26 protein-coding genes are annotated in these 26,721 nt (G+C 63.6%); 17 read left to right on the forward strand and 9 right to left on the reverse strand.

What is annotated here, in order from left to right; all coding sequences use genetic code 11:
- The first annotated feature begins 495 nt into the window (after window positions 1-495).
- From JOZ06_RS18005 to JOZ06_RS18020, 4 genes are read left to right on the forward strand one after another with little or no spacing between them, the layout of a single operon-like run.
- Window positions 496-1,224 carry an ABC transporter ATP-binding protein gene (locus JOZ06_RS18005; RefSeq protein WP_293234955.1) on the forward strand — a complete coding sequence of 243 codons (729 nt, stop codon included), beginning with the start codon at window positions 496-498 and terminating at the stop codon, window positions 1,222-1,224.
- The gene (locus JOZ06_RS18010) at window positions 1,221-2,513 is read left to right on the forward strand and encodes an FtsX-like permease family protein (RefSeq protein WP_293234957.1); all 1,293 of its coding nucleotides are present in this window, start codon (window positions 1,221-1,223) and stop codon (window positions 2,511-2,513) included. Before JOZ06_RS18005 ends, JOZ06_RS18010 begins: the two co-directional genes overlap by 4 nt.
- Before the next feature lie 26 nt (window positions 2,514-2,539).
- On the forward strand, window positions 2,540-3,277 hold the full coding sequence (locus JOZ06_RS18015; protein WP_293234959.1) for an outer membrane lipoprotein-sorting protein: 738 nt from the start codon (window positions 2,540-2,542) through the stop codon (window positions 3,275-3,277).
- Entirely contained in the window at window positions 3,249-4,376 is a 1,128-nt protein-coding gene (locus tag JOZ06_RS18020; protein ID WP_293234961.1) for a hypothetical protein, read from the forward strand. Before JOZ06_RS18015 ends, JOZ06_RS18020 begins: the two co-directional genes overlap by 29 nt.
- On the opposite strand, the gene JOZ06_RS18025 is transcribed toward JOZ06_RS18020, so the two are convergent.
- On the reverse strand, window positions 4,364-5,296 hold the full coding sequence (locus JOZ06_RS18025; RefSeq protein ID WP_293234963.1) for a LysR family transcriptional regulator: 933 nt from the start codon (window positions 5,294-5,296) through the stop codon (window positions 4,364-4,366). The two genes, JOZ06_RS18020 and JOZ06_RS18025, sit on opposite strands and share 13 nt — an antisense overlap.
- 95 nt (window positions 5,297-5,391) lie before the next feature.
- Here JOZ06_RS18025 and JOZ06_RS18030 point away from each other — a divergent pair, with 95 nt between their 5' ends.
- Together JOZ06_RS18030 and JOZ06_RS18035 are read left to right on the forward strand one after the other, a co-directional pair.
- Window positions 5,392-5,901, forward strand: a complete 510-nt coding sequence (locus tag JOZ06_RS18030; protein WP_293234965.1) for a DinB family protein — start codon at window positions 5,392-5,394, stop codon at window positions 5,899-5,901.
- A complete protein-coding gene (locus JOZ06_RS18035; RefSeq protein ID WP_293234967.1) occupies window positions 5,898-6,236 on the forward strand; it encodes an antibiotic biosynthesis monooxygenase in 339 nt (112 codons plus the stop codon). Before JOZ06_RS18030 ends, JOZ06_RS18035 begins: the two co-directional genes overlap by 4 nt.
- A gap of 55 nt (window positions 6,237-6,291) precedes the next feature.
- Here the strand turns inward: JOZ06_RS18035 and JOZ06_RS18040 are convergent, their stop codons facing one another.
- Complete coding sequence (locus JOZ06_RS18040; protein WP_293234969.1) at window positions 6,292-6,600, reverse strand: hypothetical protein; 309 nt, start codon at window positions 6,598-6,600, stop codon at window positions 6,292-6,294.
- Between the two features lie 301 nt (window positions 6,601-6,901).
- On the opposite strand from JOZ06_RS18040, the gene hflK reads away from it, so the two are divergent.
- The 4 genes from hflK to JOZ06_RS18060 are packed head-to-tail and all read left to right on the forward strand — an operon-like array spanning window position 6,902 to window position 11,126.
- Complete coding sequence (hflK, locus tag JOZ06_RS18045) at window positions 6,902-7,933, forward strand: FtsH protease activity modulator HflK (protein WP_293234971.1); 1,032 nt, start codon at window positions 6,902-6,904, stop codon at window positions 7,931-7,933.
- Complete coding sequence (locus tag JOZ06_RS18050) at window positions 7,933-8,811, forward strand: protease modulator HflC (protein WP_293234973.1); 879 nt, start codon at window positions 7,933-7,935, stop codon at window positions 8,809-8,811. The genes hflK and JOZ06_RS18050 overlap by 1 nt, the downstream gene beginning before the upstream one ends.
- A complete protein-coding gene (locus JOZ06_RS18055) occupies window positions 8,811-10,046 on the forward strand; it encodes an Nramp family divalent metal transporter (RefSeq protein WP_293234975.1) in 1,236 nt (411 codons plus the stop codon). Before JOZ06_RS18050 ends, JOZ06_RS18055 begins: the two co-directional genes overlap by 1 nt.
- Before the next feature lie 33 nt (window positions 10,047-10,079).
- Window positions 10,080-11,126, forward strand: a complete 1,047-nt coding sequence (locus JOZ06_RS18060) for a TerC family protein (protein WP_293234977.1) — start codon at window positions 10,080-10,082, stop codon at window positions 11,124-11,126.
- A 53-nt stretch (window positions 11,127-11,179) separates the two neighbouring features.
- Here JOZ06_RS18060 and JOZ06_RS18065 read toward each other — a convergent pair whose 3' ends face one another.
- Window positions 11,180-11,590 carry an EF-hand domain-containing protein gene (locus JOZ06_RS18065; protein ID WP_293234979.1) on the reverse strand — a complete coding sequence of 137 codons (411 nt, stop codon included), beginning with the start codon at window positions 11,588-11,590 and terminating at the stop codon, window positions 11,180-11,182.
- Between the two features lie 22 nt (window positions 11,591-11,612).
- Complete coding sequence (locus tag JOZ06_RS18070) at window positions 11,613-13,160, reverse strand: peptidase S1 (RefSeq protein ID WP_293234981.1); 1,548 nt, start codon at window positions 13,158-13,160, stop codon at window positions 11,613-11,615.
- Between the two features lie 401 nt (window positions 13,161-13,561).
- On the opposite strand from JOZ06_RS18070, the gene JOZ06_RS18075 reads away from it, so the two are divergent.
- Window positions 13,562-15,148, forward strand: a complete 1,587-nt coding sequence (locus JOZ06_RS18075) for a methyl-accepting chemotaxis protein (RefSeq protein ID WP_293234983.1) — start codon at window positions 13,562-13,564, stop codon at window positions 15,146-15,148.
- A gap of 232 nt (window positions 15,149-15,380) precedes the next feature.
- Window positions 15,381-16,601, forward strand: coding sequence for a 6-phosphofructokinase (locus JOZ06_RS18080; RefSeq protein ID WP_293234985.1), 1,221 nt, complete (start codon window positions 15,381-15,383; stop codon window positions 16,599-16,601).
- A 55-nt stretch (window positions 16,602-16,656) separates the two neighbouring features.
- On the opposite strand, the gene JOZ06_RS18085 is transcribed toward JOZ06_RS18080, so the two are convergent.
- The gene (locus JOZ06_RS18085) at window positions 16,657-17,622 is read right to left on the reverse strand and encodes a BMP family ABC transporter substrate-binding protein (RefSeq protein WP_293234987.1); all 966 of its coding nucleotides are present in this window, start codon (window positions 17,620-17,622) and stop codon (window positions 16,657-16,659) included.
- A gap of 224 nt (window positions 17,623-17,846) precedes the next feature.
- Between JOZ06_RS18085 and JOZ06_RS18090 the strand changes: the two genes are divergently transcribed.
- Entirely contained in the window at window positions 17,847-18,782 is a 936-nt protein-coding gene (locus tag JOZ06_RS18090; protein WP_293234989.1) for a PfkB family carbohydrate kinase, read from the forward strand.
- 70 nt (window positions 18,783-18,852) lie between these two features.
- On the opposite strand, the gene dkgB is transcribed toward JOZ06_RS18090, so the two are convergent.
- Window positions 18,853-19,653 (reverse strand): 2,5-didehydrogluconate reductase DkgB, encoded by an 801-nt coding sequence (dkgB, locus tag JOZ06_RS18095; protein WP_293234991.1) that lies wholly within the window; start codon window positions 19,651-19,653, stop codon window positions 18,853-18,855.
- Complete coding sequence (locus tag JOZ06_RS18100; protein ID WP_293234993.1) at window positions 19,650-20,858, reverse strand: MFS transporter; 1,209 nt, start codon at window positions 20,856-20,858, stop codon at window positions 19,650-19,652. The genes dkgB and JOZ06_RS18100 overlap by 4 nt, the downstream gene beginning before the upstream one ends.
- Window positions 20,859-20,956: 98 nt before the next feature.
- Here JOZ06_RS18100 and JOZ06_RS18105 point away from each other — a divergent pair, with 98 nt between their 5' ends.
- A complete protein-coding gene (locus tag JOZ06_RS18105; RefSeq protein ID WP_293234995.1) occupies window positions 20,957-21,856 on the forward strand; it encodes a LysR family transcriptional regulator in 900 nt (299 codons plus the stop codon).
- On the opposite strand, the gene JOZ06_RS18110 is transcribed toward JOZ06_RS18105, so the two are convergent.
- Window positions 21,817-22,452, reverse strand: coding sequence for a TetR/AcrR family transcriptional regulator (locus JOZ06_RS18110; protein WP_293234997.1), 636 nt, complete (start codon window positions 22,450-22,452; stop codon window positions 21,817-21,819). The genes JOZ06_RS18105 and JOZ06_RS18110 overlap by 40 nt on opposite strands.
- Before the next feature lie 103 nt (window positions 22,453-22,555).
- Between JOZ06_RS18110 and JOZ06_RS18115 the strand changes: the two genes are divergently transcribed.
- From JOZ06_RS18115 to JOZ06_RS18125, 3 genes are all read left to right on the forward strand, one after another.
- Window positions 22,556-23,641 carry an MBL fold metallo-hydrolase gene (locus tag JOZ06_RS18115; protein ID WP_293234999.1) on the forward strand — a complete coding sequence of 362 codons (1,086 nt, stop codon included), beginning with the start codon at window positions 22,556-22,558 and terminating at the stop codon, window positions 23,639-23,641.
- 65 nt (window positions 23,642-23,706) lie between these two features.
- On the forward strand, window positions 23,707-24,099 hold the full coding sequence (locus tag JOZ06_RS18120) for a cupin domain-containing protein (protein WP_293235001.1): 393 nt from the start codon (window positions 23,707-23,709) through the stop codon (window positions 24,097-24,099).
- Window positions 24,096-24,827, forward strand: a complete 732-nt coding sequence (locus tag JOZ06_RS18125; protein WP_293235003.1) for a helix-turn-helix transcriptional regulator — start codon at window positions 24,096-24,098, stop codon at window positions 24,825-24,827. The genes JOZ06_RS18120 and JOZ06_RS18125 overlap by 4 nt, the downstream gene beginning before the upstream one ends.
- Before the next feature lie 11 nt (window positions 24,828-24,838).
- Here JOZ06_RS18125 and glmS read toward each other — a convergent pair whose 3' ends face one another.
- Complete coding sequence (glmS, locus tag JOZ06_RS18130) at window positions 24,839-26,668, reverse strand: glutamine--fructose-6-phosphate transaminase (isomerizing) (RefSeq protein ID WP_293235150.1); 1,830 nt, start codon at window positions 26,666-26,668, stop codon at window positions 24,839-24,841.
- Window positions 26,669-26,721 lie beyond the last annotated feature (53 nt).

Consider the following 26,721-nt stretch of genomic DNA (forward strand, 5'->3'; position numbering starts at 1 on the left):
CAACTCAAGCGGCTATCGAAAATCAGCCGGCGCACGTCGGGGTTGGGGTGGGCTTGCCGCGGTTCGCATAAGACCGAAATCAGCGTCAGTAACTGCTGCTGACGCAGACGGCGGTTTGTCGGGGTGGAAGGAAGTGCATTAACATCGTGAATAGCCATGACTTACTCCTGTATAGTGAGTTGCGGTTAGCGGGCTCGGCGGTGGTCTGAACACCCCGGGCCCGCGCCTTTGGCAATGATCCGCCCAAAGCCCCACCAGATTAGTTTGCCCGCCGGGAAACGGCAATTGGGCAGCTTGTCCGTAAATTCTGAAAGTTAAAACGGCGCGAGGACGTGCGTTGCTTCGCGAACGCACGCTACATTCGACTCCCGACTCCCGACTCCCGACTCCCGACTCCCCACACCCTCGCTAAAAGGCCAGCAGATGCGCGGCGCCTGGCAATGATAAATTCATTTTAAATATCGAAATGAATTTACTTTGCATAAAGAGGGGCGCATGAACGCAGCCGTCTCCCCGGCGCGCGCCGAGCCCATCGTGGCGTTGCATGATGCGGGGCGTTTTTTCCAGCTGGGTGAAACCCGCATCGAGGCATTGCGGCACGTGACGCTGTCGGTGCTGCCCGGCGATTTTTTGGCGATCTGGGGTCCGTCCGGCTCCGGCAAGTCGACGCTACTCAACCTGCTCGGGCTGATCGACGCGCCCAGCTACGGCCGGGTGCTGTTTCGCGGCCGCCCGGTCGACCGCTTGGACGACAACGCGCTATCCGACTACCGCAGCAGTGAAATTGGCTTCGTGTTTCAAAACTTCAATCTGATCCCCGTGCTCACGGCGCTGGAGAACGTGATGCTGCCGCTCTACAACCAGGGCGTGGGCAAGGCCGAGGCGCGCGGCCGCGCAGAGCAATGGTTGCGCAAGGTGGGGCTGGACGGCTTCGTCGACCATCCGCCGGAAAAACTCAGCGGCGGCCAGCGTCAGCGCGTGGCCATCGCGCGGGCGATGGTGACCGAGCCATCGCTGATCATCGCCGACGAGCCGACCGCCAATCTCGACTCGCAGACCAGTTGCGAGGTGATCGATCTGATGCACACGCTCAATCAGAAAACCCGCGTGACCTTTGTGCTCTCCACCCACGATCCGCGCCTGCTGGCGCGCGTCAGCCGCCATCTGGAATTGCGCGATGGCCAGATTCATCAGGACACCGTCGGCGCGGGGCTGCCGTCATGAACCCCATCGTGCTGGCTTGGCGCAACTTGTTGCGCAATCGCCGCCGCAGCCTGGTGACGCTGTTGTCGATCGCCTTCGGCATCGCCGCGCTGGCGCTGTTCGCCGGTTATACCCAGACCATCTACGTCGGCTTGGCCAACCTGTCGATCCACGGCGAAATGATCGGCCATCTGACGGTCGAAAAGCGCGGCTGGCGCACCGCGGGCAAGTTGGACCCGGGGCGGTATCTGCTGAGTCCGGCGGAGATTGCGCGGGTCGACGCCATCGTGAAAAAGCGTCTGCCGCAGGGGCATGTGCTGCCGCGCATGGCGCTCGACGGCATGATCGCCAATGGCCGCAACGGCACCATCTTCATCGCCGAAGGCATCGACCCGCGCGATCTGCGCCTGGTGCTGGGGCCGCTCTCCGGCGTGTACCGCAATTTGTCGGTCGACAAGCCCGACGGCGTGGCGGTGGGCGAGGCGCTGGCCGGGGTGCTGGGCCTGCAGCGCGGCAGCGATGCGTCGCTGCTGGTCAGCACCATTCATGGCCAGGCCAACGCCGCCGATGTCGAGGTGAACGACGTGATCAATACCGGCAATACCGCTACCAACGACAAGTTCCTGCTGGTGCCGCTGGCGTTGAGCCGCATGCTGAAGGATATCGGCCAACAAGCTGAGTGGCTGACGGTGTTGGTCAATACGCCGGCAACGGCCGGTGGCCGGCTTGACCGCGGCTTGCTGGCCATGCTGACCACGCCGCCCCCGGACGCGCGCCGCACCGCGGCCATGCGCGATCGGTTGGCGGCGGATTTCAAGGCCGCCGGCTTGGATCTGGAAGTGCGCACCTGGCAAGACATGTCGTTGTACTACAAGCAGGTCAAGAACATTTACGACCTGATCTTCACGCTGTTGTTGGCCATCGTGCTGGCAATCGTGGTGCTCTCCATCGCCAATTCGATGAGCATGAGCGTGCTGGAGCGCACGCGCGAGATCGGTACGCTGCGGGCAATGGGCTACCGGCGCGGCCGGGTGGTGCGGCTGTTCGTCATCGAGGCCTGCCTGGCGGTGTGGCTGGGCTGCCTGCTCGGGCTCTTGCTGTTTTGGCTGGCGAGCCAAGCGGTCAACGCCGCCGGCATCCAGTACGTGCCGCCGGGCAACAGCGTGCATGTGCCGCTGTTCATCGATTTCGACCCGCTGCGGACGGTGCTCGCCATGCTGCTGTTGGGCACGCTGAGTGTGGCGGCGGCATGGCTGCCGGCGCGCAAGGCGGCGCGGCAGATGATCACGGTGTCGCTGGCGCATAGCTGAGCATTCATGGGAAAGGCGGTGAGGGCGTGAGAGGGGTGACGATGCTGTTGGCCGGCCTGTTGCTGGCGGGCGCGGGGAGCGTGTTGGCGGCGCCGGACGCGCAGACGCTGTTGCGGCGTTCCGATCTGGCGCGCGGCGGCGATCTGCCCGGCTTGGCCTGGGAGGTGCGGCTCGTCAACACCGGCAGCGGCAGCGACGGCGAGCCGCCGATGCGGGTGGCGGTCAGCGCCACGCGCGTTGCGAGCCTGGCCGAGGTGATCGAGCCGCAAAGCAACCGCGGTTCGAAAATGCTGCAAGTGGACCGCAATATGTGGCTGATGAAACCCGGCCTGAAAAAGCCGGTGGCGATCTCACCGCGGTTGCGGCTGACCGGCGAGGCGGCGATCGGCGATATCGCCGCCACCAATTACGCCAAAGACTATCGCGCCACCTTGCTGCGCGAAGAGGCGGTCGACGGCGAGCCTTGCTACGTGCTGGACCTGAAGAGCGCCAACAAGCAGAGCACCTACGACAAGATCGTCTATTGGGTGTCGGCTGCGCGCTTGGTGGGCGTGCGCGCCCAGTTTTTCAGCCTGTCGGGCAAGCTGCTCAAATCGGCGACCTTCCAGTACGACAACACCGTCCAGGCGGGCGACCAGCGCATCGCCTTCGTCAGCGCCATGCAGATCGACGATGCCTTGACCGACGCCCGCACCACGCTGAAATACAGCAAGCTGCGCGTCAAGGCGTTTGCCGATGCCGAATTCCAGCCGGACAACCTTTAAGCGCCTTGCCGGGACGCTGACGCTGTGGCTGGCGCTGACGGCTACGGCGCGCGCCGACGACGATGACGGCTGGACGCACGATGCCGTGCTGGAATCCTGGCTGTATGCCGGCGTTTACCGGCTGACCCAGCCGTTGCCGCTGCCGCGCTGGCAGGATAACGCCGAAGGCCGGCTGGATCTGTCCGCGCGCCATGACGGGCTGCGCCTCATGCTGGCGCCGCGATTCACCGGGCAGCGCGCTTGCCCGCCCGCGGGCGCGGACTGTCAGAACACCGATCGGCTCCGCCTCAACCAAGGTTTCGCCAGCTGGGCCAGCGGCAGCGATCAATGGGTGGTGGGGCGGGAGCTGCTGAGTTGGGGGCCGGCCCAGTTCCGTTCGCCCAGCAATCCGTTCTATTTCGACAGCGGCCGGACCGACCCGCTGGCGGATACGCCCGGCATCGACCTGGCGCGCTGGACGGTCAGCGACGGCGGCTGGCGCTGGAGTTCGGTTTACGTCGGCGATACCCGCACCGTCGCCGCGCCGCGTCAGCGCGATACCTGGCTTTTCAAGGCGGACCGTCAGACCGACGACGGGCTCTACAGTCTGATCGCCAGCCAGGCGAGCGCGCAGCATCAAGGGCCGTTTTGGGGCGGATTCGCCCAGTGGAGCCTGAACGACGCCTGGCTATTCTACGGCGAGGCGTCGCTGCAACGCGGCGGCGCCGATGACGTGGGGCGCTGGCTGACCGGCGCGAGCTATACCGCCGAGGGCGGGCATATTCTGTCGGCGGAGTACCTGTTCAACGGCGCCGGCCTCAGCACGACGGGCGATATCTCGCCGTTGCTGCAGGCCGCGCCGCCCTCGCTGCTCAACCGCCATTACCTGTGGGCGAGCGTACAGAGCAATCCGCAGGCGCTGGCGCGTTATTGGCGGCTGGAATGGCGCCGTAACCTGGACGACCGCAGCACCGGGTGGGTGCTGTACGGCGAGAAACGGCTGCAAGCGCGGCTGTCGGGCTTCGCCATGCTGACGCTGGGCGAGGGCGGCGCGGGCAGCGAGTTCGGCGGCTTGTACCGCTCGGGCGTGACGCTGGGCCTGAAGCTCTACCTCTTGTGATCCGTGGGGCGCACGGCCGCGCGCTCACCGCCAAAGCGCGCCGCCAGAAAGTCCAGCATGGCGGCGAGTTTGGCCTGATGCTGGCGGCCGGCGGGGAAGAGCGCGGTGAGCGGCAGGGTGTCGTTGGCGCGCCAGGGCTGCAGGATCTCGATCAAGCGGCCGTCGTCGAGCGCCGGCTGCAGTAGAAAAGCGGATTGGCGGACGATGCCGCCGCCGGCCAATGCCAGGCTCAGCAGCGACTCGGCGCTGTCGACGGCCACGCGCGCGCTGACGCCGATCCATTGCGGCTGGCCGTCGATCATGAACGGCCATTGATCGGCGTTTTCGCTCTCGGCCACGGACAGGCATTGATGGCGCGCCAGGTCGGCCGGGTGGGCGGGCGTGCCGTGCCGGCGCAAATAGGCGGGGGCGGCGCAGACCTTGCGCGGCATGATGGCGAGCGGCCGCGCCACTAGCCGGTCGGCCGCGCCGAGCGGTCCGAGCCGCAGCGCCAGGTCGTAACCCGCGCCGGCGACGTCGACCAGCCGGTCGGTCACCGACACGTCCAACCGCACTTCGGGATATTGCGCCAAGAAATCCGGCAGAACGGGCAAGAGCAGCTGATTGCCGAACGCCGTGCCCACGGTGATGCGCAAGGTGCCGTGCGGCGCGTTGCGTCCGGCGCGCAGATCGGCCTCGGCCTCGGCCAAGTCGTCGATGATGCGCCGCGCGTGGGCGATGAAGCGTTCGCCGTCCGCCGTGGCGACGACGCGCCGGGTGCTGCGTTCGAATAACCGTGTGCCGAGCCGTTTTTCCAGCCGGTCGACGGTCTTGGACAGCGCCGACGGCGTGAGTCCCAGCGTGTCGGCGGCGCGGGTAAAGCTGCCGCTCTGTCGCAGTTGCAGCACGGCAAGCAATTCGGCGGTTTGGGTGGTGACCATATTGCTGATTTTATTTCATGAATCGATTTCCGTTAACATGGATTAATGCGCTCTGCAGATTTAATACACTGAGCGCTTTCCCAAGGAGATCGACGATGCTGACGCTGCTGCAGACCTTATGGCGCTATAAAGCCTGGGCCAACGACAATCTATTCGCCGCGCTGGCGGCGAACGAGGCGCGGCTCGCGCCCGCCGATTTCGTCACGGCGGTGCGTCTTCTCAATCACGTCTGGCTGGTGGAGCAAATTTTTCAGGCCAACTTGCTGGGGCACAGCCACGATTATCGCGCGCTCAACACGCCGGACACGCCGCGGCTCGACGATCTCTTGCAGGCGCAGCGCGCCAGCGAACACTGGTTTGCCGATTATCTGGCCGGCCTCGCGCCGGCGGCGTTGGATGAACGGCTGGACTTCGTCTTTACCGACGGCAAGCCGGGCGCGATGACGCGCGGCGAGATGCTGGCGCATCTGGCGACCCACAGCAGCAACCACCGCGGCATGGTCGGGCGCATTTTGGCTGCAGCCGGCGTGACGCCGCCCAAGGACACGTTGACTGTGTTTCTGCATCGCGCGCAACCGGATCGCGCGCAACCGGAGACGACATGATGGACGCTTTATTTGCCAATCCGCCGGCGCCGCCTTATTACGCGGTGATTTTCACCAGCCTGCGCCAGTCGGGTGACGAGGGCTACGAGGCGATGTCGCAGCGCATGAGCGCGCTCGCCGAGGCGTCGCCGGGATTTCTCGGCGTGGAGAGCGTGCGCGATGCGCAGGGCTGTGGCATCACGGTGTCGTATTGGGCGCGGCTGGAGGATATTCAGCGCTGGAAGGCCGACGCCGAGCATCTGCTCGCGCAGCGGCAAGGACGCGAAAAATGGTACGCGGCCTATCGCACGCGCATATGCCGGGTCGAGCGGGCCTACGGGTTCGATGCCGAGTGATCGTCATAAAAAAAAGCCGCTCCCTGCCGGGGCGGCCTTTTTGCGTCAAGTGCCATCAACCCGCCTTGGCGCTGGCCTGGGCGGCGTGTTTGGCTTGCAGTTTCTGCGCTTGGCGGTCGCCGTGGCGCGCTTCGGCCGCGGTTTGCGCCGCGGTTTCGGTCGCTTCCTTCAGCGCCGATTGTCCGGCGCTGCTGATGGTGACCTTGTCGACCACCGGTTGATTGGTGGTGGCCGCGGCGGTGCTTTGGCTGGCGGCTTGCGTCGTTTCGCCGGCCTTCTCGGTCTGGCCGGCCTGTGCGGTCTGGACGGTTTGCTGCAGCACGGAGGTGCTGTTCACCTGCGGCGTGATGGGGCTAATGGACATGGAAATCTCCTTGAGTGAGTGCAATCGGCTGCTGTCAAACAGAGCGTATAAGCCCGCTCAACGACGTTTATCGGCAAAACCGCAGAAAACTTTAGAAAAATTGTTTGTATCGTAAGCCTTTGAACTCACTATAGATTTCTTATCTGAAGCCAAGGTTAAGACGAGCGTGAATTGAGCGCGTCGGCATGGCGGGTGGCGAAAATATGATTTTTCTCATCTTTTTGTCACTTTGTTACAGACGGCAACCGGGTATTCGTTATGATATTGTCCTTCCGCATTCTCTTGCCGGCGTGATGAAGCCATGTCAGAACAACAAAACACACAACCGCGGACGTCTCCGTGGCATGCGCTGCGCGCACGCTGCGTTTATTGGTCGCAACTCTTAGGCCTGGGCGGCCAAGGGCTGCGGCTGGTGCTCATGCTGGTGTTCGCCGGCTGGGTGCTCAGCGGCATCTACCGCGTCGAGCCCGATCAACAAGGCGTGGTGATCCGTTTCGGCCGCTGGGTGGAGACCACCACGCCCGGTCTGCATTACCACTGGCCCTGGCCGGTCGAGTCGGTGACCGTGCCGAGCGTTACTCAGATCAACCAGATCCAGTTGGCCAACTGGTACGAGGGGATGCCCAACGACAACGCCGATCCGCGTCAGAAGCAAATGCTGACCGGCGACGAGAACATCGTCGAGACCGATTGCACGGTGTATTGGCGCATCAAGGACGCCGGGCAGTTTCTGTTCCGGGTCAAGGATCCTGAAACCGCCTTGCGCGTGGCCGCCGAGAGCGCGCTACGCGACGTGATTTCCCGTACGCCCATCCAGGCCGCCATGGCCAACCGCCGCCAGCAGGTCGCCGACGCCACGCTCGCCCTGCTGCAGCAATGGCTGGACCAGGAGCAGGCCGGTATCTGGGTGACCCAGGTGCAATTGCAGCGCGTCGATCCGCCCTCGGCGGTGATCGACGCGTTCAACGACGTGCAGCGCGCCCGCGCCGATCAAGAGCGCGCCCGCAACGAGGCGCAAGCCTATAGCAACGACGTGCTGCCCAAGGCGCGCGGCGAAGCCGACCGGATCTTGCAGGAAGCCAACGCTTACAAGAGCCAGGTGGTCAACCTGGCCCAGGGCGAGGCGCAGCGTTTCGACGCGGTCTATCAAAGCTATCTGAAGGCGCGCGACGTGACCGCGTGGCGCCTCTATCTGGAAAGTGTGGACGAAGTGCTGAAGAAGGCCGGCAAAGTGGTGATCGACGCCAGCGGCAAGAATGGCACCGGCGTGGTGCCCTACCTGCAGTTGCAGGACAAGGAAAAAGGCAAGGCAGCCGCGAAGGAGGGCCACTGATGCGACAGCATGTACGAGGCGTTGGCTTGCTTGTCGCCGTGGCCGCCATCTGGTTGGCGGCATCCGCCGTCTATACGCTGCCCGAGGGACAGAAGGCGCTGGTCATCCGCATGGGCGCGCCGATCGACGTCGACGAACAGCCGGGCTTGAAGCTGAAATGGCCGCTGATCGACAGCGTGCAGTATTTCGACGCGCGGCTGCAAACGTTGGCGCCGGCGCCGGAAGAATTGATCCTGGGCGACGAGAAGCGGCTGGAGGTGGAAACCTACACCCGTTATCGCATCGTCGATCCGCTGCGGTTTTATCAAACCGTCCATACCGAGGAGCAGGCGCGGGCGCAACTGACCCAGCTGGTGAGCACCACGCTGCGGCGTGAATTGGGCAAGGCCATGATCCGTTCGCTGCTGTCGGACGACCGCGCGCGCATCTTGGAGCAAGTGGCGAGCGAAGTGGCCGTGCGTGCGCGGCCGCTGGGCATCGACGTACGCGAGGTGCGGCTGCACCGCGCCGATCTGCCGCTGGAGACCAGCCAGGCGATCTACGACCGCATGGTGTCCGAGCGGCAGCAAGAAGCGAAGGAGCTGCGCGCGCAGGGCGCGGAATGGGCGCAGCAGATCCAGGCCAAGGCCGACAGCGAAAAAACCGTGATCCTGTCCGAGGCGCAGCGGCAAAGCGCCATCATCCACGGCGAAGCCGACGCCGAGGCCAACGCGATTTTGGGCAAGGCGTTCGGACGCGATCCGAAGTTCTACAAATTCTATCGCTCGATGCAGACCTACAAGCAAAGCTTGGCGGACACCAACGCCACGGTCATCCTGGCGCCGGACAGCGCCTTCATGCACGACTTCAAGGACGGCCCGCCGGGAGTGAAGCCTTGATGGCCGCAAGCCCGGCCCTGGCGCGCCTGCGGCGCGCGGCGACGGTGTTCGGCCCCGGGCTCGTGGTGATGCTGGCCGACACCGACGCCGGCAGCGTGATCACCGCGGCGCAAAGTGGCGCCCAGTGGGGGTATCGCCTGCTGTTGCTGCAGTTTCTGATCATTCCGCTGCTCTATGTGGTGCAGGAACTGACCGTGCGCTTGGCACTGTGCACGGGCAAGGGCTACGGCGAGCTGGTGCGCCAGCGTTTCGGCCGTTGGATGGCGCTGGTTGCCATGGCCACGTTGATCATCAGCTGTTTCGGCGCGCTGGTGACCGAAATCAGCGGCCTCACCGGCGCGGGACAGCTGTTCGGCATTGCCCCGTGGAAAACCATTGTGGCCGTCTGCGCGCTGATTCTGTTCATGGTGTGCACCGGCAGCTATCAGTCGGTCGAGCGCGGCGCGCTGGCGATCGGCGCGTTTGAGCTCGCCTTCCTGGTGGTTGCCTGGCATGCCCATCCCGATTGGTCGCAAGTGCGGCGCCAATTGACGGAGATGCCGTTCGGCAATCGCGATTATCTGTACCTGCTGGCCGCCAACCTGGGGACCAGCATCATGCCGTGGACGGTGTTCTACCAACAGTCGGCGCTGATCGACAAAGGCCTGGGGCAGGATCAGCTCAAGGCGGCGCGCCTGGATACGTTGATCGGCGCCGCGCTATGCCAGGTGGTGACCGCGTCCGTGCTCATCGCCGCCGCCGCCGCGTTCGGCAGCCGCGGCGGCGGCATGCTGCTCGACAGCGTGCCGCAGATCGCGGAAGCCTTTACCGCCGTGCTGGGCCGGCAGACTGGGGTGGTGCTGTTCGCCATGGCGTTGTCGGGCGGCGCGCTGGTCGCCACCATCGTCGTCTGTCTCGCCACCGCCTGGGCGGTGGGCGAAGTGACCGGCAAGCGCCATTCGCTGGCGCTGCATCCGTTCGAGGCGCCTTGGTTCTATGGCGCGTTTGCGTTGATGCTGATCGTCGGCGGGCTCCTGGTCGGCTCGGGCGTCAATCTGGTGCGACTGATGCTGGCCACCGGCGTGGTCAATGCCCTGCTGTTGCCGGTGGTGCTGGGGTTCCTGTTTTGGCTTGCGTGGCGCGAGCTGCCGGCGGCGCATCGGCTGCGCGGCGCCGGCGCCGTGACGGTCGGATTGCTGTTCGCCGCCACCGCCTGCCTGGGGTTGTATACCGGTATTCAGGGCGCGCTGGGATGAGGGCCGTCCGCTTGATGCAAGGAGTCCGCGCGCATGCCGCCTGACAGCGTCGCCAGCCATTTCGGCTTGACTGTGCAAATCGTTCTGCTCGACCTGCTGCTTAGCGGAGACAACGCGCTGATCATCGCGCTGGCGTGTCGCGCATTGCCCGACCGCCTGCGCCGGCGCGCGGTGGTGCTCGGCACCGGGCTCGCCGTGGGGCTGCGGTTTGTCTTGACCGCGCTCGCGGGGTTTCTGCTGCAAGTGCCGCTGTTGAAGATGGCCGGCGGCCTGCTGTTGCTGGTGATCGCCGTCAAGCTGCTGCTGGGCGACGAGGCCTCGCCGGAGGAGGGCGGACCGTCGGCGCGCGCCGCCGCCCAAGCCCTGGGCGGCGCGGTGATGATGATCGTCGGCGCCGACCTGATGCTGAGCCTGGATAATGTGATCGCGCTGGCCGCCGTGGCGCAGGGACAATGGGGGTATTTGCTGGCCGGGCTAGCGCTGAGCGTTCCGTTATTGATGTACGGCAGTCTGTTCATCGGCCGCCAGCTGCGCCATTACCCGATTCTGGTGCCGGCCGGCAGCGTGTTGTTGGGGTGGCTCGCCGGGCAGTTGATCGTCTCCGATCCGATTGTTGCCGACTGGGTCGCCGCGCAAGTGCCGGCTTTGTCGGTGGTGGCGCCGCTGTTGTGTGCGATCTACGCGCCGCTGCAGGCGCGCATCGTGTGTCGCCAGCGCGTGTTGCTGACCGCGCCGCCCGCGCTCGGTTGGTTCGACGGCATGGGCCTGCGCCTGGCCGGCGCCGCCCGGTTGACCGAAACGTCGGCCGAGGCGCTGCCCTTGGGCGAGGCGCCGCCCGCGCCGGCTGCCGAGCCGATCGTGACGGCGGCGCCGATGGTCGTGCCCGCCGTCGTTCATGAGGCGCCGGTCGAGCGCCGTGCGCCGCGGAGCGCCAAACCGCGCCAGGACAATCGTCTGCCGCGTCATTGGCGGTGGCTGATCGGCGTCGTGGCGGTGGTCGGTCTCGTGGCGGTGGGCTGGATCGTGCTGCATCTGCTCAGTCAAGGCGTGCTGCCCGCGCCGGAACATCCGCCGCAATGACGGCGGCGAGCGCACCCTACGAGATGACGTAGGGTGCGCTCGTTAGCGCCGGGTTAGAACTTGGCGCCGCTGGCGCGCAGATAGGTCTTGAGTTCGTCGAACGAGACGCTGCCGCGATGGTGCGTGTCGATGGCGTCGAAGTGGTTGACCATATAGCCGAATCCGGCCCGTTGCGCTTGGGCTTTGCTGACGCGGCCGCTGTGGTCGCTGTCCGCCTCGTTGAATTTCTTCTGCAGTTTTCCCAATGCTTGCGCCTGCAGCGTGGCGCCGGTCGTCATCGGCGCCACGCCCTTGGCGCGCGCCCGCGCTTTGACCCGCGGCGGCACATAAGGATCGCCCAGTTCGGCCAGGCCCGCGCGCGAGGCGGGCATCGGCGCGGCGTGCGCGCTTTGCATCCAGGCCATGCCTACCAACGTGGCGATCAGTAGGGCGATCAGCAAGGTGTACGGTGTGTAAGGTTTCATAGTGGTTCCCGTGGGGTGAGCGTCACATCGTGCGTTCATAAAATTTGACCAGGTCATGCTTCATCGGTTTGCGCGACGGGTCGTAGAGATAAATCATGTGCCCGCCCGGGTAGTGGGTGATCTGGACGTTGGCGACGGTACCGAGCCGTCCCAGATCCTGCTCGGTGACGTAAAACGGCGTGGCCAGGTCGTGGTAGCCGTTGAGCGACAGCACCTTGAGCTTGGGGTTCAGGAACAGCGCCGAGGCCAGATCGGGAATCGTGTCCGGCATGGGCAGGCCGTCGTGGGTCCATACCCAGTCGTTGATGGTGTCGTTGTTGACCACGTTATAGGCCGACACCGCGGTGTACTTCAGGGTGTGGGGCAGATAGTCGTTCATGCGGTCGGCGAACGGCTGCGAAATCAGCGTATCGGACGGATCGCCGTCGGCGGCGAGCGGGCTGCCATTGGCGGCAATGACGCGGGCGTCGTAGCGGCCGAGCAGGTAACCGGGGACCAGATTGGAACGGAAGGTGGTTTCGTCCAGATTGAACGTGGTCTGCCACTGTGCCGCCGGATAGCCGGTATTCATGTAGAGCTGCGTCAGCAAGCTGGCCGGCGGCGGCGTCTGCGACGTTTGATAGGCCCTGAGCGCCGGTTCGAACTGGCCCGCCACCAGCGCGCGCGCATGGTCGAGGAATGGCGGCAGCGTCGCCGGCGGCGGCGTGACCATCTTGAAGAACGCCCCGGTGGCCGCGTACGACGGGATGAAGCCGCCGAACGAGCCGTTGTTCATATCGCCGTTCGCGTTGTAGTTGAGGATGGACGACTGCAGCATGACGCCGGTCAGCGGAATGCCGCCCATCTCCAGCAAGTTGGCCAGCACGTCGGTGCGCGGCGTGCCATAGGATTCGCCGAACAGATACTTGGGCGAGGTGGCGCGCCGGTTGACCTGCACATAACGGGTGATGAAGTCGCGGAACACGCCCGCGTCGGCATCCACGCCCCAGAAGGTCTGGTTGGTGTTGGGGCTGATCGCTTCGGAGAAACCGGTGCCCACCGCGTCGATGAACACCAGGTCGCTGGTGTCGAGCAGGCTTTGCTTGTTGTTGACGAACGGGAACGGCTGCTTCTCGGTCGTGGCCGGGTCGCCGGTGACGATGCGCTTGGGGGCGAAGGAGCCCAGGTGCAGCCAGATGGACGACGACCCCGGACCGCCATTGTAGAAGAACGTCACCGGGCGTTTTTCGGGCTGGTAGCCATCGGCGGTGTAGGCGACGTAGAACACGGTCGCTTCCGGCTGGCCGGTCTGCGGATTGGCGGCGGTCAAGTGGCCGGTGGTGGCGGTGTAGGCGATGGGAAAGCCGTGTATCCATACCTTGCCATGGGTGATGGCCGCGCCTTCGCTGACTTGCGCGGCGGGAAGGCTGTCGCCGGCGCCAAAGCCGTAGACGGTATTGTCCTGATAGGGTTGGTCGGCCTTGGCATGCGCCATCGGCGCGGCCGGCTGCGCCAGGGCGGGGGAAAGGCAAAGCGCCAGCGCGAGTAGGCGCGCCCCGCCTGTCAGGCTGCGCAAAAGTGTTCGTTTCATCGGCATGCTGCCCTCGTCAATGAGTAGATCGGCGCTGGCGTCTGCCAGCGGCAAACGGCGCTTGAAAATGCCTTGTGCGTTGTTTGCGTGACAAATATATGCACTTGTTCTTGTTTGGCCGGCCTGGCCCAAAGGCGGAAGAACGCACGGCCGCTGAGCGCCAGCGACAGGCGCGATGGCCGGTAAATCAATCCGCCGCGCCAGAGCGTCGGCGTCGCAGGACGGGGGGCTGGACTGGCCATACTGCCGGGGTATCGCCATGGCGGATGTGGGAACTTTGCGGATTGCCGCGGCCTTCATTATCGGAATTGACTCTGATTTGGGGCTTAGCTATGACAAAGTAAAACAACGCACAATTTGCGCGCCGAACGCTCGTTCGCGACGCGCCGGCTGGGGATGCCATGACGACAATCAAGCGACGCATGCAGATGTTTGCCGGCATCATCCTGCTGGCGCTGGGCGGCAGTCTTTGGGTGATGCTGTGGGGGCTCGGCATGCTGTCCCAGCTGGCGGACACGGTGTATCACAAGCAGGTGGTCATCCAAGGCGTGACGGAGATCAAGGGCAGCGCGCTGTCGACCATCGAGCTCGATCCGACCAGCAGCGACACCAAAAAAATCTTCTCCGACGCCGAGCAGAATATCGATCGCTGGTCCGCCCGTGTGCAGGATTTGCTCGATACGCCTGAGCGTTCGCAGGTCTTTACCCATCTGACGGCGCAATGGAAGGATTACGATGCCCACTCGCAGGCATTGATTGCGTTGGCGGCGCACGACGCCAAAAGCGCCAACGAGCAAGTGACGGTGCTGTACCATTCCGGCTTCGTGCCGTTTCAGGCGCAGCTTGAGCAATTCATCTCCCAAGTGGCCCAAGACACCGAAACGGTGCGTTCGGCGGCGCTCGCGGCACAGCAGCGGGTGTATCTGTTCATGGGCTTGGCGCTGTTGGCGGCCACGGCGGTGATCATCGCCGGGCTATCGATGCTGGCAAAACAGCTGTTGCAGTCGTTGGGCGCGATGCGCCACACCATGCGCGAAGTGAGCCTGCGGCGGGATTTCACTTTGCGCGCGCCGTTGTCCGGCCAGGATGAAATCGGCCAGACCGCCGCGGCCTTCAACGAGTTACTGGATCATTTGCAAAAAGACCTGCGTGATTGCACCGCCAGCGCGCTGTCGGTGGTCGAGTATTCAGGCCAGGTGAATGTGGCGGCGGACAATATCCTGCACGCCGTCTCCGAACAGCGCAGCAGTTCGAAGGATGTGGCCGGACGGGTGGAGGAGGTCGCGAACAGCACCAGCTTGATCGCCGACCAGACGTTGCAAGTGCAGGCGCAATCCTATGAGAACAGCGCGCTGGCGCAGTCGGGGTCGACGACGATTTCACATACCATCGAGGATATTCGCCAGATTTCCAATGTGGTGGCCAATACCTCCGACGCCATCGTCAACTTGAGCACGCAAAGCGCGCGCATCACCGGCGTGGTGCAGGTGATCCGCGAAGTGGCGGACCAAACCAACCTGCTGGCGCTCAACGCCGCCATCGAAGCCGCCCGCGCGGGCGAGGCGGGGCGCGGTTTCGCGGTGGTGGCCGACGAGGTGCGCAAGCTCGCCGAGCGCACGGCGGCCTCGACACGCGAAATCGGCGAAAACCTCGACGCGATGGAAGCGGCCTCGCAACAGGCGGTCAAGCAGATGCACGAAGCGGAGCAACGGGTGGCCGGCGGCGTGGAGCGCGCCGATCAAGCCGACCAGTCGATCAAGGCGATCGGCCAGGCCTCCAGCAGCGCGGCGGATTCGGTTTCCAGCATCGCGTCGGCGCTCGATCACCAGCGCAGCGCCACACAAGGCATTGCCACGCAAATTGCCAATATCGCCGATATGGCCGGCCGGGTGAGCGATAGCGCCGCCCTGACGGCGCAGACGGTACAGGACCTGCAACGGGTATCGGCGGAGCAGTTGACGATCCTGAAGCAGTTCCGTCTTGGTTAGCGGCGTTGGCGCAATGCCGCGCGTTGCGCGGCGATTGCTCCCTACGACTCTTTGTCCATGCAGCAAGAAAATGCCCCGCCTGTGCGCGGGGTGTTTTCTTGTCCGGCGTCAAAGATTGCCTGCATGGATGAGTGGCTTGGCGCGCGGCGGTGTGCTGAAATGGTGCATACACATTTACCATGGCTCATGGTAAACCGCCCATGACGATATCTAGCTGCGGGAAACGACCAACATGACGGCCACACCTCTGCTGTACCTGCAATCCGGCGGCCCGACCGCCGTGCTTAACGCTTCGGCACAGGGCGCGATCGAGGCCGCCCGACGCCTGGACCTGCCGCTGTACGCCGCGCGTGACGGGCTGGCGGGCCTGGTCAAAGGCGAGCTGGTCGATACCACGCGCGCCACCGATGCCGAGGTCGCCCGTTTGTCCACCTTGCCCGGGGCCAGTTTCGGCGTCAGCCGGCACATGCTGCCGACGTGGGAAGAGGCGCCGCAAGAGTGGCTGGCGGTGCGCGACGTGCTGGCGCGCCACAATATTCATCACCTATTGATCAACGGCGGCAACGGCAGCATCGGCTGCGCCGCGCGCCTGACCGAGTTCGAGCAGCATACCGGCTATCCGCTGCGGGTGATCGGCATCCCCAAGACCATCGACAACGACTTGATGGGAACCGATTTCAGCCCGGGCTTTCCGTCGGCCGCCCGTTTTCTCGCCACGCAAATGCGCGAGGTGGCGGTGGACATGGCCAGCATGGCGCAGCGCCGTATTTTCATCATGGAAACCATGGGGCGGCACACCGGCTGGCTGGCGGCGGGCACCGCCGCCGCCGCGCAATACGTCGGCGACGCGCCGCAGGTGGTGCTGGTGCCGGAAATGGCTTTCGATGCCGATCTCTTCCTGAAGAAGGTCAGCCAGAGCCTGGATGAACGCGGTCACTGCGCCATCGCCGTGGCGGAAGGACTGGAAGGGCCCGACGGCAAGCCGCTGGCGGAGTCCCACCACGATGCAGTCTACGGGCATGAGCAGTTGGGCGGCGTCGGCACCTGGCTTGCCGGACTGATCAAACGCGAGCTGGATATGAAGAGCCACGTGGCGCAGGTTGACTGTCCGCAGCGCGCGGCGCGCCACTTGGCCTCCGCGGTGGATCTGCGCATGGCGCATCAGGCGGGCAGCACCGCGGTGGAATGGATCGTCAACACCCACCAGGGGGTCATGACCGCTTTTTCGCGCCGGCCGACCGTCACGCCGTCGTGGGAAGTGGTGCCGGTGCCCTTGGCGGATATCGGCGATCGCGAACGGCGCATGCCGCCGGAGTTCGTCGATGCCGACAATTTGTGGGTGACGCCGGCGTTCATGGATTATATGCGGCCGTTGCTGAGCGGTCCGGCGGTGGTGCCTTGGGATGAACACGGTCTGCCGGATTGCCGGCCGATCGAGTGGGCCAATCTGTAACGTCTTTCCCTCTGCATGACGTGGCCAGCGCCTTTGAGGACGCGGGCCGCGTCATTTAGTATTTCACCGGACAGCGATTGTTCTCGCGGTAGTCCACTACCTTGATCTTGCCTGAAATGATGTCGGTGCGCGCCTGATTGATACGGCGCTCCAGGGCTGGGTCGAATACCGCGCGATTATGTTTGTCGATGGCGAGTCCAAGGACGTTTTCTTCTAGACCGACGGTGGTGATGCCGGCATGCCACGGCGCGCCACGCAGTGCGGCAGTCCATTCGCTATAGACGATGTTACCGGCCATTTTCATTGCCGAGGTCAAGACCGTTCCCGGGAATAGGCCATTCATATTGCTATCCACGCCGATAGCCAATTTCTTCGAATCCTTCGCTTGCCTCAAAATGCCGAGGGTGGTCAGGTGTGCCGCGCCAAAAACCACGTCCGCGCCACGATCAAATTGCGTGCGCGTAATTTCTGCACCGCGCGCGGGGTCTAAGAATCCTGCCGATGTATTCGCTACCATATTTTGAATTATTTTTATCTTGCTGTTTATATGGCGAGCGCCTTGCGCATAACCGCATCCGAAAGCCATTATCGGCGGAACGGCGGTACCGCCAATATAGCCAATGGTGTTGGTTTTACTCTTAAGCGCCGCTGCCATTCCTGCTAGAAACGCGACTTCCTGTTCACGGAACATGATGCTTTTTAAGTTGGGCGCGCTGCCATTGGCGGCCGCGTCAACCAGCACGAATTTGGCTTGAGGAAACTCTTTTGCCGCTTGTGCGATGGTCGGCGCATAGGTATACGCCACCGCGACAATGAAGTTGGCCCCTCTGCGTGCCACGGCGCGCAATGCTTGCAATGGCTGTGCGTCATTGGCGGATCTGGCCTCAAGATAGGCGATGCCGTGTTCCTTCTTGAACTGGTCCGCCATCATGAAGACCTGCTCATTGAAGGCTTGATCGTGCTTCTCGCCTTGATACACGACCGCGGGTAAAAAATCCGCCGCGTAAGACGATGTTGCCATCGCGGCTATTCCATATATGGCTAAGTACAATCGCTTTGTTTTCATTGTGGCACCACCCTTAAATAATAAATAACGGCATTGGCCTACGCTGTGTATTTAATGAAATTCATATTTTTAATATTGAATGCATTGAAAACCGCATGGCCTTGACGAGGTAAATACTCAAAATTATCGTGCTGATTATTAATTAACATAGTGCTGAGATATTTTGAAATGGAGGTGGTATGTCAACCGCAGGTAATTTTTTTGGATATGTTGTTGTAATTGGTGATGCAAACCTAGATATATCAGCCACCGCCTCGGTCTCTATGAAAATGCCAGGACCTCATATTTGCCAGGAAGTTGTATTTAAACCGGGAGGGAGCTTGCGCAATATTGCCGAAAATCTCGCTCTGTTAGGTTGCAAGACTTTTTTGCTGAGCGCGTTGGGTGACGATGCGGATGGCGAAGGCTTGGCGGCGGCCACGCGGAAGGCGGGCGTTGATTTGAGCGCGACCCGGATCTGCGCTGGGCATGCCACGGGCCGCGCCGTGATCGTGAACGATTGTGACGGTGAAAACTATTGTGTCGTGGGTAATGTGGCGATCATGGATCAGATCACGCCACAGTGGCTGACGGGGCACGCCTCGCTATTAAGCGGCGCCGCGGCGATTGTCACCAGTCCGGCAATTCGCAAGGAGACGCTCGCGTGGCTGGTGTCCAAGTATGACCAGTGTCCGATCCTCATGGACACGATCGGTCTTCATTTCATCAAGAACCTTACTCCTTGGCTCGGGCATATCCATACACTCAAGCTGGACCGGCATGTCGCTGGCCAGTTGTCCGGCATCGCGGTTGCCTCCCGCGAAACGGCGCCGGAAGTGGCGCGGTGGTTCCATCGCGTCGGGGTAAAACAGCTGGTGTTGAGCCTAGGTGGCTTTGGTTTTTACTACAGCAATGAGGAAGTGGCCGGATGGATGGATGCGCCTTCGGTCAAGGTGGTGAATGTCACCGGTGCGGGCGATGCGCTGCTGGCGGGGTTTGCCTATGGCTGGGTACAGGGAATGCCTTTTGCCGATACGGCCCGGTTTGCCCGCGCATGCGCTGCGCTGACGCTGATGACGCCGATGAACGTTCACCCGGCGTTATCCCCGCAGGCGGTCGAGGAACTGCGGGTGTAGCGGCATGACGCGGCCCGCGCCCCTGAGGACGCTGGCCGCGATGGTTTTCACTGCAGTGTCTTCGTCCTTGTCAATCCCAGCTGGGCGCGAAATCGGGCGACGCCAGCCGTTCGCCACGGTCTAGCCCGGCGATGGCAATCATGTCGGCTTCGTCCAAGTGTAACGATGGCGCCGCCAGGTTGGCGAGCAGGTGGTCGCGCTTGGTGGAGGATGGAATGACGAGGTGTCCCTGCTGCAGCAGCCAAGCCAGTGCGATTTGCGCCGGGTTGGCCTGATAGCGTGCCGCGATGGCCTGCAACGTTGCGTCCTGCATCACCTTTCCGTAGGCAAGCGGCATGTAGGCCGTCAGCTTGATGCCCTGTTCGCGCATGAAACCGGCGAGCGCGCGGTTTTGCAAAAACGGATGCAACTCGACCTGATTGGTGGCGATTTCCTCCCTACCGGCCACGGCAATCGCCTCGCGCAAATGGCGGATGGTGAAGTTGGACACGCCGATCTGTCGCGTCAGCCCCTGCTTTTTCGCCTCCAGCAGCAGTGGCAGATAATCGGCCACCGCCGGACCATTCGCGGGGGCCGGCCAATGGATCAGGGTCAGGTCGACCTGGTCGGTTCTCAGCTTGCGTAAGCTGTCCTTCAAGCTAATGATCAATTTGTCCGCCGACAGATTGTCGAGCCAGATTTTCGTGGTGAGAAACAGCGCGTCGCGCGCGATAGCGCTATCGGCGATCGCCTGGCCGACTTCGGCTTCGTTGCCGTAGATCTGTGCGGTGTCGATGTGACGATAGCCGAGATCGAGGCCGTGGCGTACGGCATCGATCACTTGTTGTCCTTGCAGGCGGAAGGTTCCGAGACCGAAAGCGGGAAGGGTCATGATGAGCACTCCTGTTGGGTTGTGGAGAGGAAGGATCGAGGGTCGCGTTGGTGTTTATCCAGGCGGCCGGCCAGCGTGGTCAGGGCGAGGGCGCCAAGCACGACCAAACCGCCGATCCAGGGCGTATGCATGAGGCCGTAGCGGTCGACGACCCCACCGCCGATCCAGGCGCCGGCGGCGATGCCGAGGTTGAAGGCGGCGATGTTGAGGCCGGAGGCGACATCGATGGCGCGAGGCGTATAACGCTCGGCTTGCTGTACTACGTAGAGCTGCAGGCCGGGCACGTTGCCGAAAGCGAAAACGCCCAAGGCCAGCACGGTCGCGAGTGCAAGACTTGGCGAGGACGCGGTGAGGGTGAGCGCGAACAGCACCACGGCCAGTCCGAGAAAGACGATCTTCAGCGCGCCGATCGGGCCGAGGCGGTCGGCAAGGCGGCCGCCCCAGACGTTGCCGGCCGCGACCGCGACGCCGTAGGCCAGTAGCACCAAGCTGACGGCGTCGGCGCCGAAACCGCTGATCTGGCGCAAGATGGGGGCCAGGAATGTAAAGGCGATGAAGGTGCCGCCGTAGCCGATCGCGGTCATGGCGTAAACCAGCAGCAGGCGGGGCTGACGCAAGACTTGCAGTTGCTGGCCGAGCTTAGCCGGCTGCGGCTGGGCGATATTGCTGGGCACCAGAAGCCAGCTGGCGGCGAAGGCGATGAGGCCGAGCGCCGAGACCGCCAGGAAGGTCTCGCGCCAGCCGATATGTTGGCCGATGAAGGTGCCGAGCGGCACGCCGGTGACCAACGCCACGGTCAAGCCCGAGAACATGGCGGCAATGGCGCTGGCGGCCTTGTCGCGCGGCACCAGGCTGGTGGCGATGGTGGCGCCGACGGAGAAGAACACGCCGTGGGCCAGGCCCGTCAGCACGCGCGCCAGCACCAGCGTGTCATAACCCGGCGCGCGCCAGGCGAGCAGATTGCCGGCGGTAAACAGCAGCATCAGGCCCAACAGCAGTGTCTTACGCGGCAGACGGCCGGTGAGCGCCGTCAATACCGGCGCCCCGAACGCGACGCCGAGCGCATATAAGCTGACGAGCAGGCCGGCGGACGGCAGACTGACATGGAGGTCGGCCGCCAAGGTCGGAATCAGGCCAACGATGACGAATTCGGTGGTGCCGATGGCGAAGGCGCTGATGGTGAGCGCCCATAAAGCGAGTGGCATGAGAGGACTCCTGCGATAGGTAAGCGATGCAGTGTCTCGGTTTTATTGTTGCCAAAAAAGCCGTATGTGAGCAGAAGATATTTGATTAAAATACAAATATGAACATCACGCTCGATGAACTGCAAGCTTTCACTGTCGTGGTCGATACCGGCTCGCTGACCGCCGCCGCCGATCAATTGGGTCAAACCGTCTCCGGCGTCAGCCGCGCCTTGGCGCGGCTGGAGGGCAAGCTGAGCACCACGCTGCTGCAGCGGACGACGCGGCGCATGGAGTTGACCGAGGAAGGGCGCTTTTTCCTGATGCAGGCGCGCCGCATCCTGGAATCGGTGGACGACGTGGAAGAGCAGATGGCGATTCGGCGCGAGCGCCCGGCCGGCCGGTTGCGCGTCAATGCCGCTTCGCCGTTCATGCTGCACGTGCTGGTGCCGCTGATCGGCGGCTTCTGCGCCGCCTACCCGGACATTGAACTCGAGCTGCATACCAGCGACCGTCTGATCGATTTGCTGGAGGAGCGAACCGATGTGGCCATCCGTATCGGCGCGCTGACGGACTCCACGCTGCACGCCCGGCCATTGGCGCGCAATCGGCTGCGGGTTTTGGCCAGCCCCGCCTATCTGCGGCGTCATGGTACGCCGGCCAGCACCGCCGATCTGAGTGTGCACCGGCTGCTGGGCTTTACTCAGCCCGCATCGCTCAATCTCTGGCCGCTGCGCCACGCTGGGGGCGAGCAATACCCTATTCGGGCGGCATTGTCCGCATCGAGCGGCGAAACGCTGCGCCATCTGGCATTGGCCGGGGAAGGCATTGTTTGTCTATCGGATTTTTTGACGCGCGCCGACCGGGAACGCGGCGAATTGGTGGAGGTGCTGACGGATCAGACGGTGACGGTTTGGCAGCCGGTTCATGCCGTTTACTATCGCAATACCGCGCTGGCGCCGCGGATTGCCTGTTTTCTCGACTACGTCGGCGAACGGCTCGCAGCCGGATCGACCGCATAGTGGGCGAGAAACAGGTCAACCGCCGAATCGACCACTTGCCGTTGCATGGCTGCGTCCAGCGGCGGCTGGCCCAGGGTGATCTGCGGCCAGAAAGCGAAGGCCTTGATCAGCGACTGCAGCTGACAGGCGGCAAAGGCGGGGTCGCCGGCTTTGAGCCGGCCGTCCGCTTGGGCGGCGCGGATCCAGGCGGTGATGTTTTCCTCCCGTTCCCCCATGCGCGTCACCATCTCGCGCGCCCTATCCGGCGCGTGCACGGTTTCGGCAATGGCCACCCGAGCCAGGTCCATGAAGGGCGCGTCGTTCAACATCGCCATCTTGGCCTGCATCAGCAGGCGCAACTGAGACGGTAGCGGCGCGTCGCTGCGGTATTGAGCCTCTTGGCTATTTTGGCTGTTGTGCCATAGCTGCAACAGAATTTCGGTGAAGAGCGCGTCCTTGCTGGCGAAGTGGTTGTATACCGTGCGCTTGGAGACTTCGGCGCGGGCGGCGATCCTGTCCATGCTGGTGGCGTCGAAGCCGTTTTGGCGGAATTCGGCGGTGGCGGCTTGGAGGATGGCGGCGCGCTTGCGGTCCGTCAGGCGTTGCGTGGGCGTCATGGCGTGTCGTGGCTGAGTGAATGATTTATTTTACACGCACAAGTTTACTTTTCTCAAAGCAGAAACTACACTGTGCAGTGTAAGTTTATCGATGAGCCGTGCCATGACAAACACCGCCTCTCCCTCCGCCCGCATCCAATCCGACGAATCGCGGGCCGCGCAGTCTCGCCGTCTCTCCGGCCCGCCGGACGGCGGCTGGTGGAAGATGCTCGGCATCATGTGGCGATTCCTGTTCAACAAACCCGCCGATACCGTCCCGGGCGGGCCGATTCCGCTGGCCAAGCTGACCCGGGCGCAGCTCGATGACGCCGCGGACGGCACGTTGTGGCGGCTGGGACATTCGACGGTGCTGATGAAGCTCCAAGGCGCGTTCTGGCTCACCGATCCCGTGTTCGCCGAGCGCGCTTCGCCATTCTCCTGGCTTGGGCCGAAGCGTTTTCACCCGGCGCCGATCGCTTTGGACGATTTGCCGCCGCTCAAGGCGGTGATTCTGTCGCATGACCATTACGATCATTTGGACCGGGCAGCGGTGACCCGTCTGGCTGGCAAGACCGGCCGATTTCTGACGCCGCTCGGCGTGGGCGAACGGCTGGTTCGTTGGGGCATCGACGCGGCCACGGTGCAGGAGCTCGACTGGTGGCAGCAAGCGACTATCGATGGCGTGCGCTTCGCCGCCACGCCGGCGCAGCATTTCTCCGGTCGAGGGCTACGCGACGGCAACCGGACGCTTTGGGCGTCGTGGGTGATCATGACGGATACCCTGCGCGTGTTCTTCAGCGGCGATTCCGGCTATTTCAGCGGCTTCAAGACCATCGGCGACCGCTTCGGCCCGTTCGATCTGACGTTGATGGAAACCGGCGCCTACGACGTCAATTGGCCGGCAGTGCATATGCAGCCGGCAGAAACGCTGCAGGCGCATCTCGATTTGCGCGGCCAGGTACTGCTGCCGATCCACAATGGCACCTTCGACCTGGCGCTGCATGCGTGGGATGCCCCGTTCGAGCAAATCAGCGCTTTAGCCGCCGCGCGCGCCGTGCCGTTGTCGACGCCGCTCATGGGCGAAGCGGTACTGATCCGGCAAGCCGCCGAGCACGTCAGCCGCTGGTGGCGCGAGGTCGAGCGCGTCGCTCGGGCGGCATCTTTTGCTGACAAGCGCTTCAGCCGCCGCTGCCAAGAGGATGTTGTTTAACCCACAAACCCCGGGCCGATTGGCTGTCCAACTCCAGGTGTGCACCTTGACCCCCTGGAGTCGCCATGAAGCCGATCAATTTGTTCGATCCCGCCCCCGGCACCTTCGATACGGAGGCCGGCATTCACATTGCCGCCCTCACCGTTTGCGACGGCCTGACGTTCTACCTTGGCGAAATCGCGCCGGGGGGCAGCGTCAATGCCCATCGCCACGGGCAGGGCGACGAAGTCTATCTGATCCTGAGCGGCAACGGCTGCTTGTATAGCCAAACGTCCGGCGAACCCGCGCACTGCACGTTGCTGGAGTCCGGCGATCTGGTGCGTATTCCTTCTGGCGTCGCTCATCAATTGTCCAATCAGGACGAAGCGCCGTTGCGGCTGCTCTTCGTCTGTCCGGATAGCCATTTGGGCTGCGACCGGGCGTTACACGCCGACCTGCAAGGAGCCGCCACATCATGAGTTTCGTTTTGTCGCCTCAACTACAGCATCTGTTCGACACCCAGCCTGGATGCTGGGGATGCAAGGACGAGCAGTCCAACTTTCTTTATGCCAACCAAACCTGCGCCACGCTGGTGGGCGTGCCGCGCAAAGAGAGCATGGTGGGTCTCTCCGATTTGGATCTGCCCTGCGAGGTGGCCGAGAGTGCGCATCTATTCCGGGCCCAGGATCGGGAAGTGATGCGCCGCAACGTACAACTGCGCATGCTGGATATCCACTGCTTCGCCGACAAACAATGGCGCGCGTTCATTTTCTCCAAGACGCCGCTGCGCGATGCGGCGCAGAACATCATCGGGACGATTTTCCACGGACAAGTGATGGATTCGCACGAGTTGCTGGAGCTGGGGATACTCTTGAATAAAATCACCTGCAATCTTCACGACAGCCACTGGCTCACCACGCCCACGAGCTATACCATCGGCCATCATGGCGGCGGGCCTCGCCTCAGCCCTCGCCAAGAGGAGGTGCTGTTTCTGTTCCTGCGCGGGCGTAGCGCGCGCCAGACCGCTCTGGCGCTCGGCATTGCCACCCGCACGGTCGAATGGCATCTGTGCATGCTGAAAGAAAAATTTTCGGCGCAGAGCAAAAGCGAGCTGTTCGATCGTGCCATCGAACAGGGCCACTTGCATAACTTGCCGCCTGGGTTATGCAAACGGCCGTTGTCGATCATCCTGCGCGAGACGGCGTAAGCCGCCCCGGGTTATTCCACCGTGACGCTCTTGGCCAGGTTGCGCGGTTTATCGATGTCGGTGCCGCGCGCCACGGCGGTGTGGTAGGCCAGCAGTTGCATTGCCAGCGTGTGCAGGATCGGCGACAGCGCGCCGTAGTGCTCGGTCAGATGAATGGCATTGATGTTGTCGGCCGGTTCGATGGCGCTGTCGCGATCGCAAAACACATACAGCTGGCCGCCGCGCGCGCCGACTTCGTGCAGATTGGACTTCAGTTTTTCCAGCAATTTGTCGTTGGGCGCAATGGCGACCACCGGCATGTCTTCGCTGACCAGCGCCAACGGGCCATGCTTCAACTCGCCGGCCGGGTAGGCCTCGGCATGAATGTACGAAATCTCCTTGAGCTTGAGCGCGCCTTCCAGCGCCACCGGATAGTGCAGGCCGCGACCGAGGAACAGCGCATGCTCCTTGCCGGCGAAACGTTCCGCCCAGGCGATGATCTGCGGTTCCAGCGCCAGCACGGCGCCCATGGCTTTGGGGAGGTGGCGCAAGGCCTTGAGCTGGGCAAGCTCGGCTGCGTCGTCCAACCGGCCGCGCCCTTGCGCCAGCGTCAGCGCGAGCAGATAAAGCGCCACCAGTTGGGTGGTGAAACCCTTGGTGGAGGCTACGCCGATTTCCGTGCCGGCACGGGTCAGAAAGTGTAGCGGGCACTCCCGCGTGAGCGCGCTGGTGGCGACGTTGCAGATCGCCAAGGCGCGCGTCATCCCCTGTTCCCGCGCGAAGCGCAGCGCGGCCAGCGTGTCGGCGGTCTCGCCGCTCTGCGAGATGGCGACGACAAGGGTATCGGGATGAGGGATGCTATCGCGGTAACGGTATTCACTGGCGATCTCGACTTCCACCGGTACGCGCGCCAGGCTTTCAATCCAATATTTGGCGGTCAAGCCGGCATAGTAGCTGGAGCCGCAAGCCAAAATCAGCACACGCCCGGTTTGGCGCAACGCCTGATAGGCGCCGTCGCCGAACAGCTCCGGCATGATGGCCAGCACATCGGCCAAAGTGTCGGCCACGGCGCGCGGCTGCTCGAAAATCTCTTTTTGCATGTAGTGGCGGTAGGGGCCGAGCTCCACCGTATTGTCGTGGCCGCTCAAGGTGCGCGGCGCTCGCTCGGCGGGGCGGCCGTCACCATCGCAGATCCAGTGGCGTTGCAACTGAATGTCGGCGACGTCGCCGTCTTCCAGATAGACGAAGCGCGATGTGATGCCGGCCAGCGCCATGGCATCCGATGCCAGGAAGTGTTCGCCGTCCCCGAGGCCGATCACCAGTGGCGAGCCTTGGCGCGCGCCGACCACGCGGTGCGGCTCGTCACGGCAGATGACGGCAATGGCGAAGCTGCCCGACAGCCGCGCCACCGCTTGTTGCACGGCGGCAAACAGATCGCCTTGGTACAGGTAGTCGATCAGATGCGCGATCACTTCGCTATCGGTCTGGCTGGCGAAGTGGTAGCCGTGCGTCTGTAATTCTTGCCGCAGCAGATCGTGATTCTCGATGATGCCGTTGTGGGATACGGCGATGCGCGCCGCGCCTTCGGCCGGGGAAAAGTGCGGGTGCGCGTTGCACGTTTCTGGGCGGCCATGGGTGGCCCAGCGGGTATGGGCGATGCCGGTGTAGCCTTCGAGCGCATCGGCCTCGGCCGCTTGCGCCAGGTCGGCGACGCGCGCCACACTGCGTGCCCGCCTAAGGCCGCCGTCTTGATATAGCGCCACGCCACAGGAATCGTAACCGCGATATTCCAGCCGTTTCAGGCCCTCAAGCAGGATAGGAAGGATGTTGCGCTGCGCGACCGCGCCGACGATGCCACACATATTCAGCTCCGTATCAAATGTTGCTGCCATGCTAGAGCCAGCGAAGCAAAACT

The sequence above is a fragment of the Paludibacterium sp. genome, assembly GCF_019232825.1.
Lineage (GTDB): Bacteria > Pseudomonadota > Gammaproteobacteria > Burkholderiales > Chromobacteriaceae > Paludibacterium.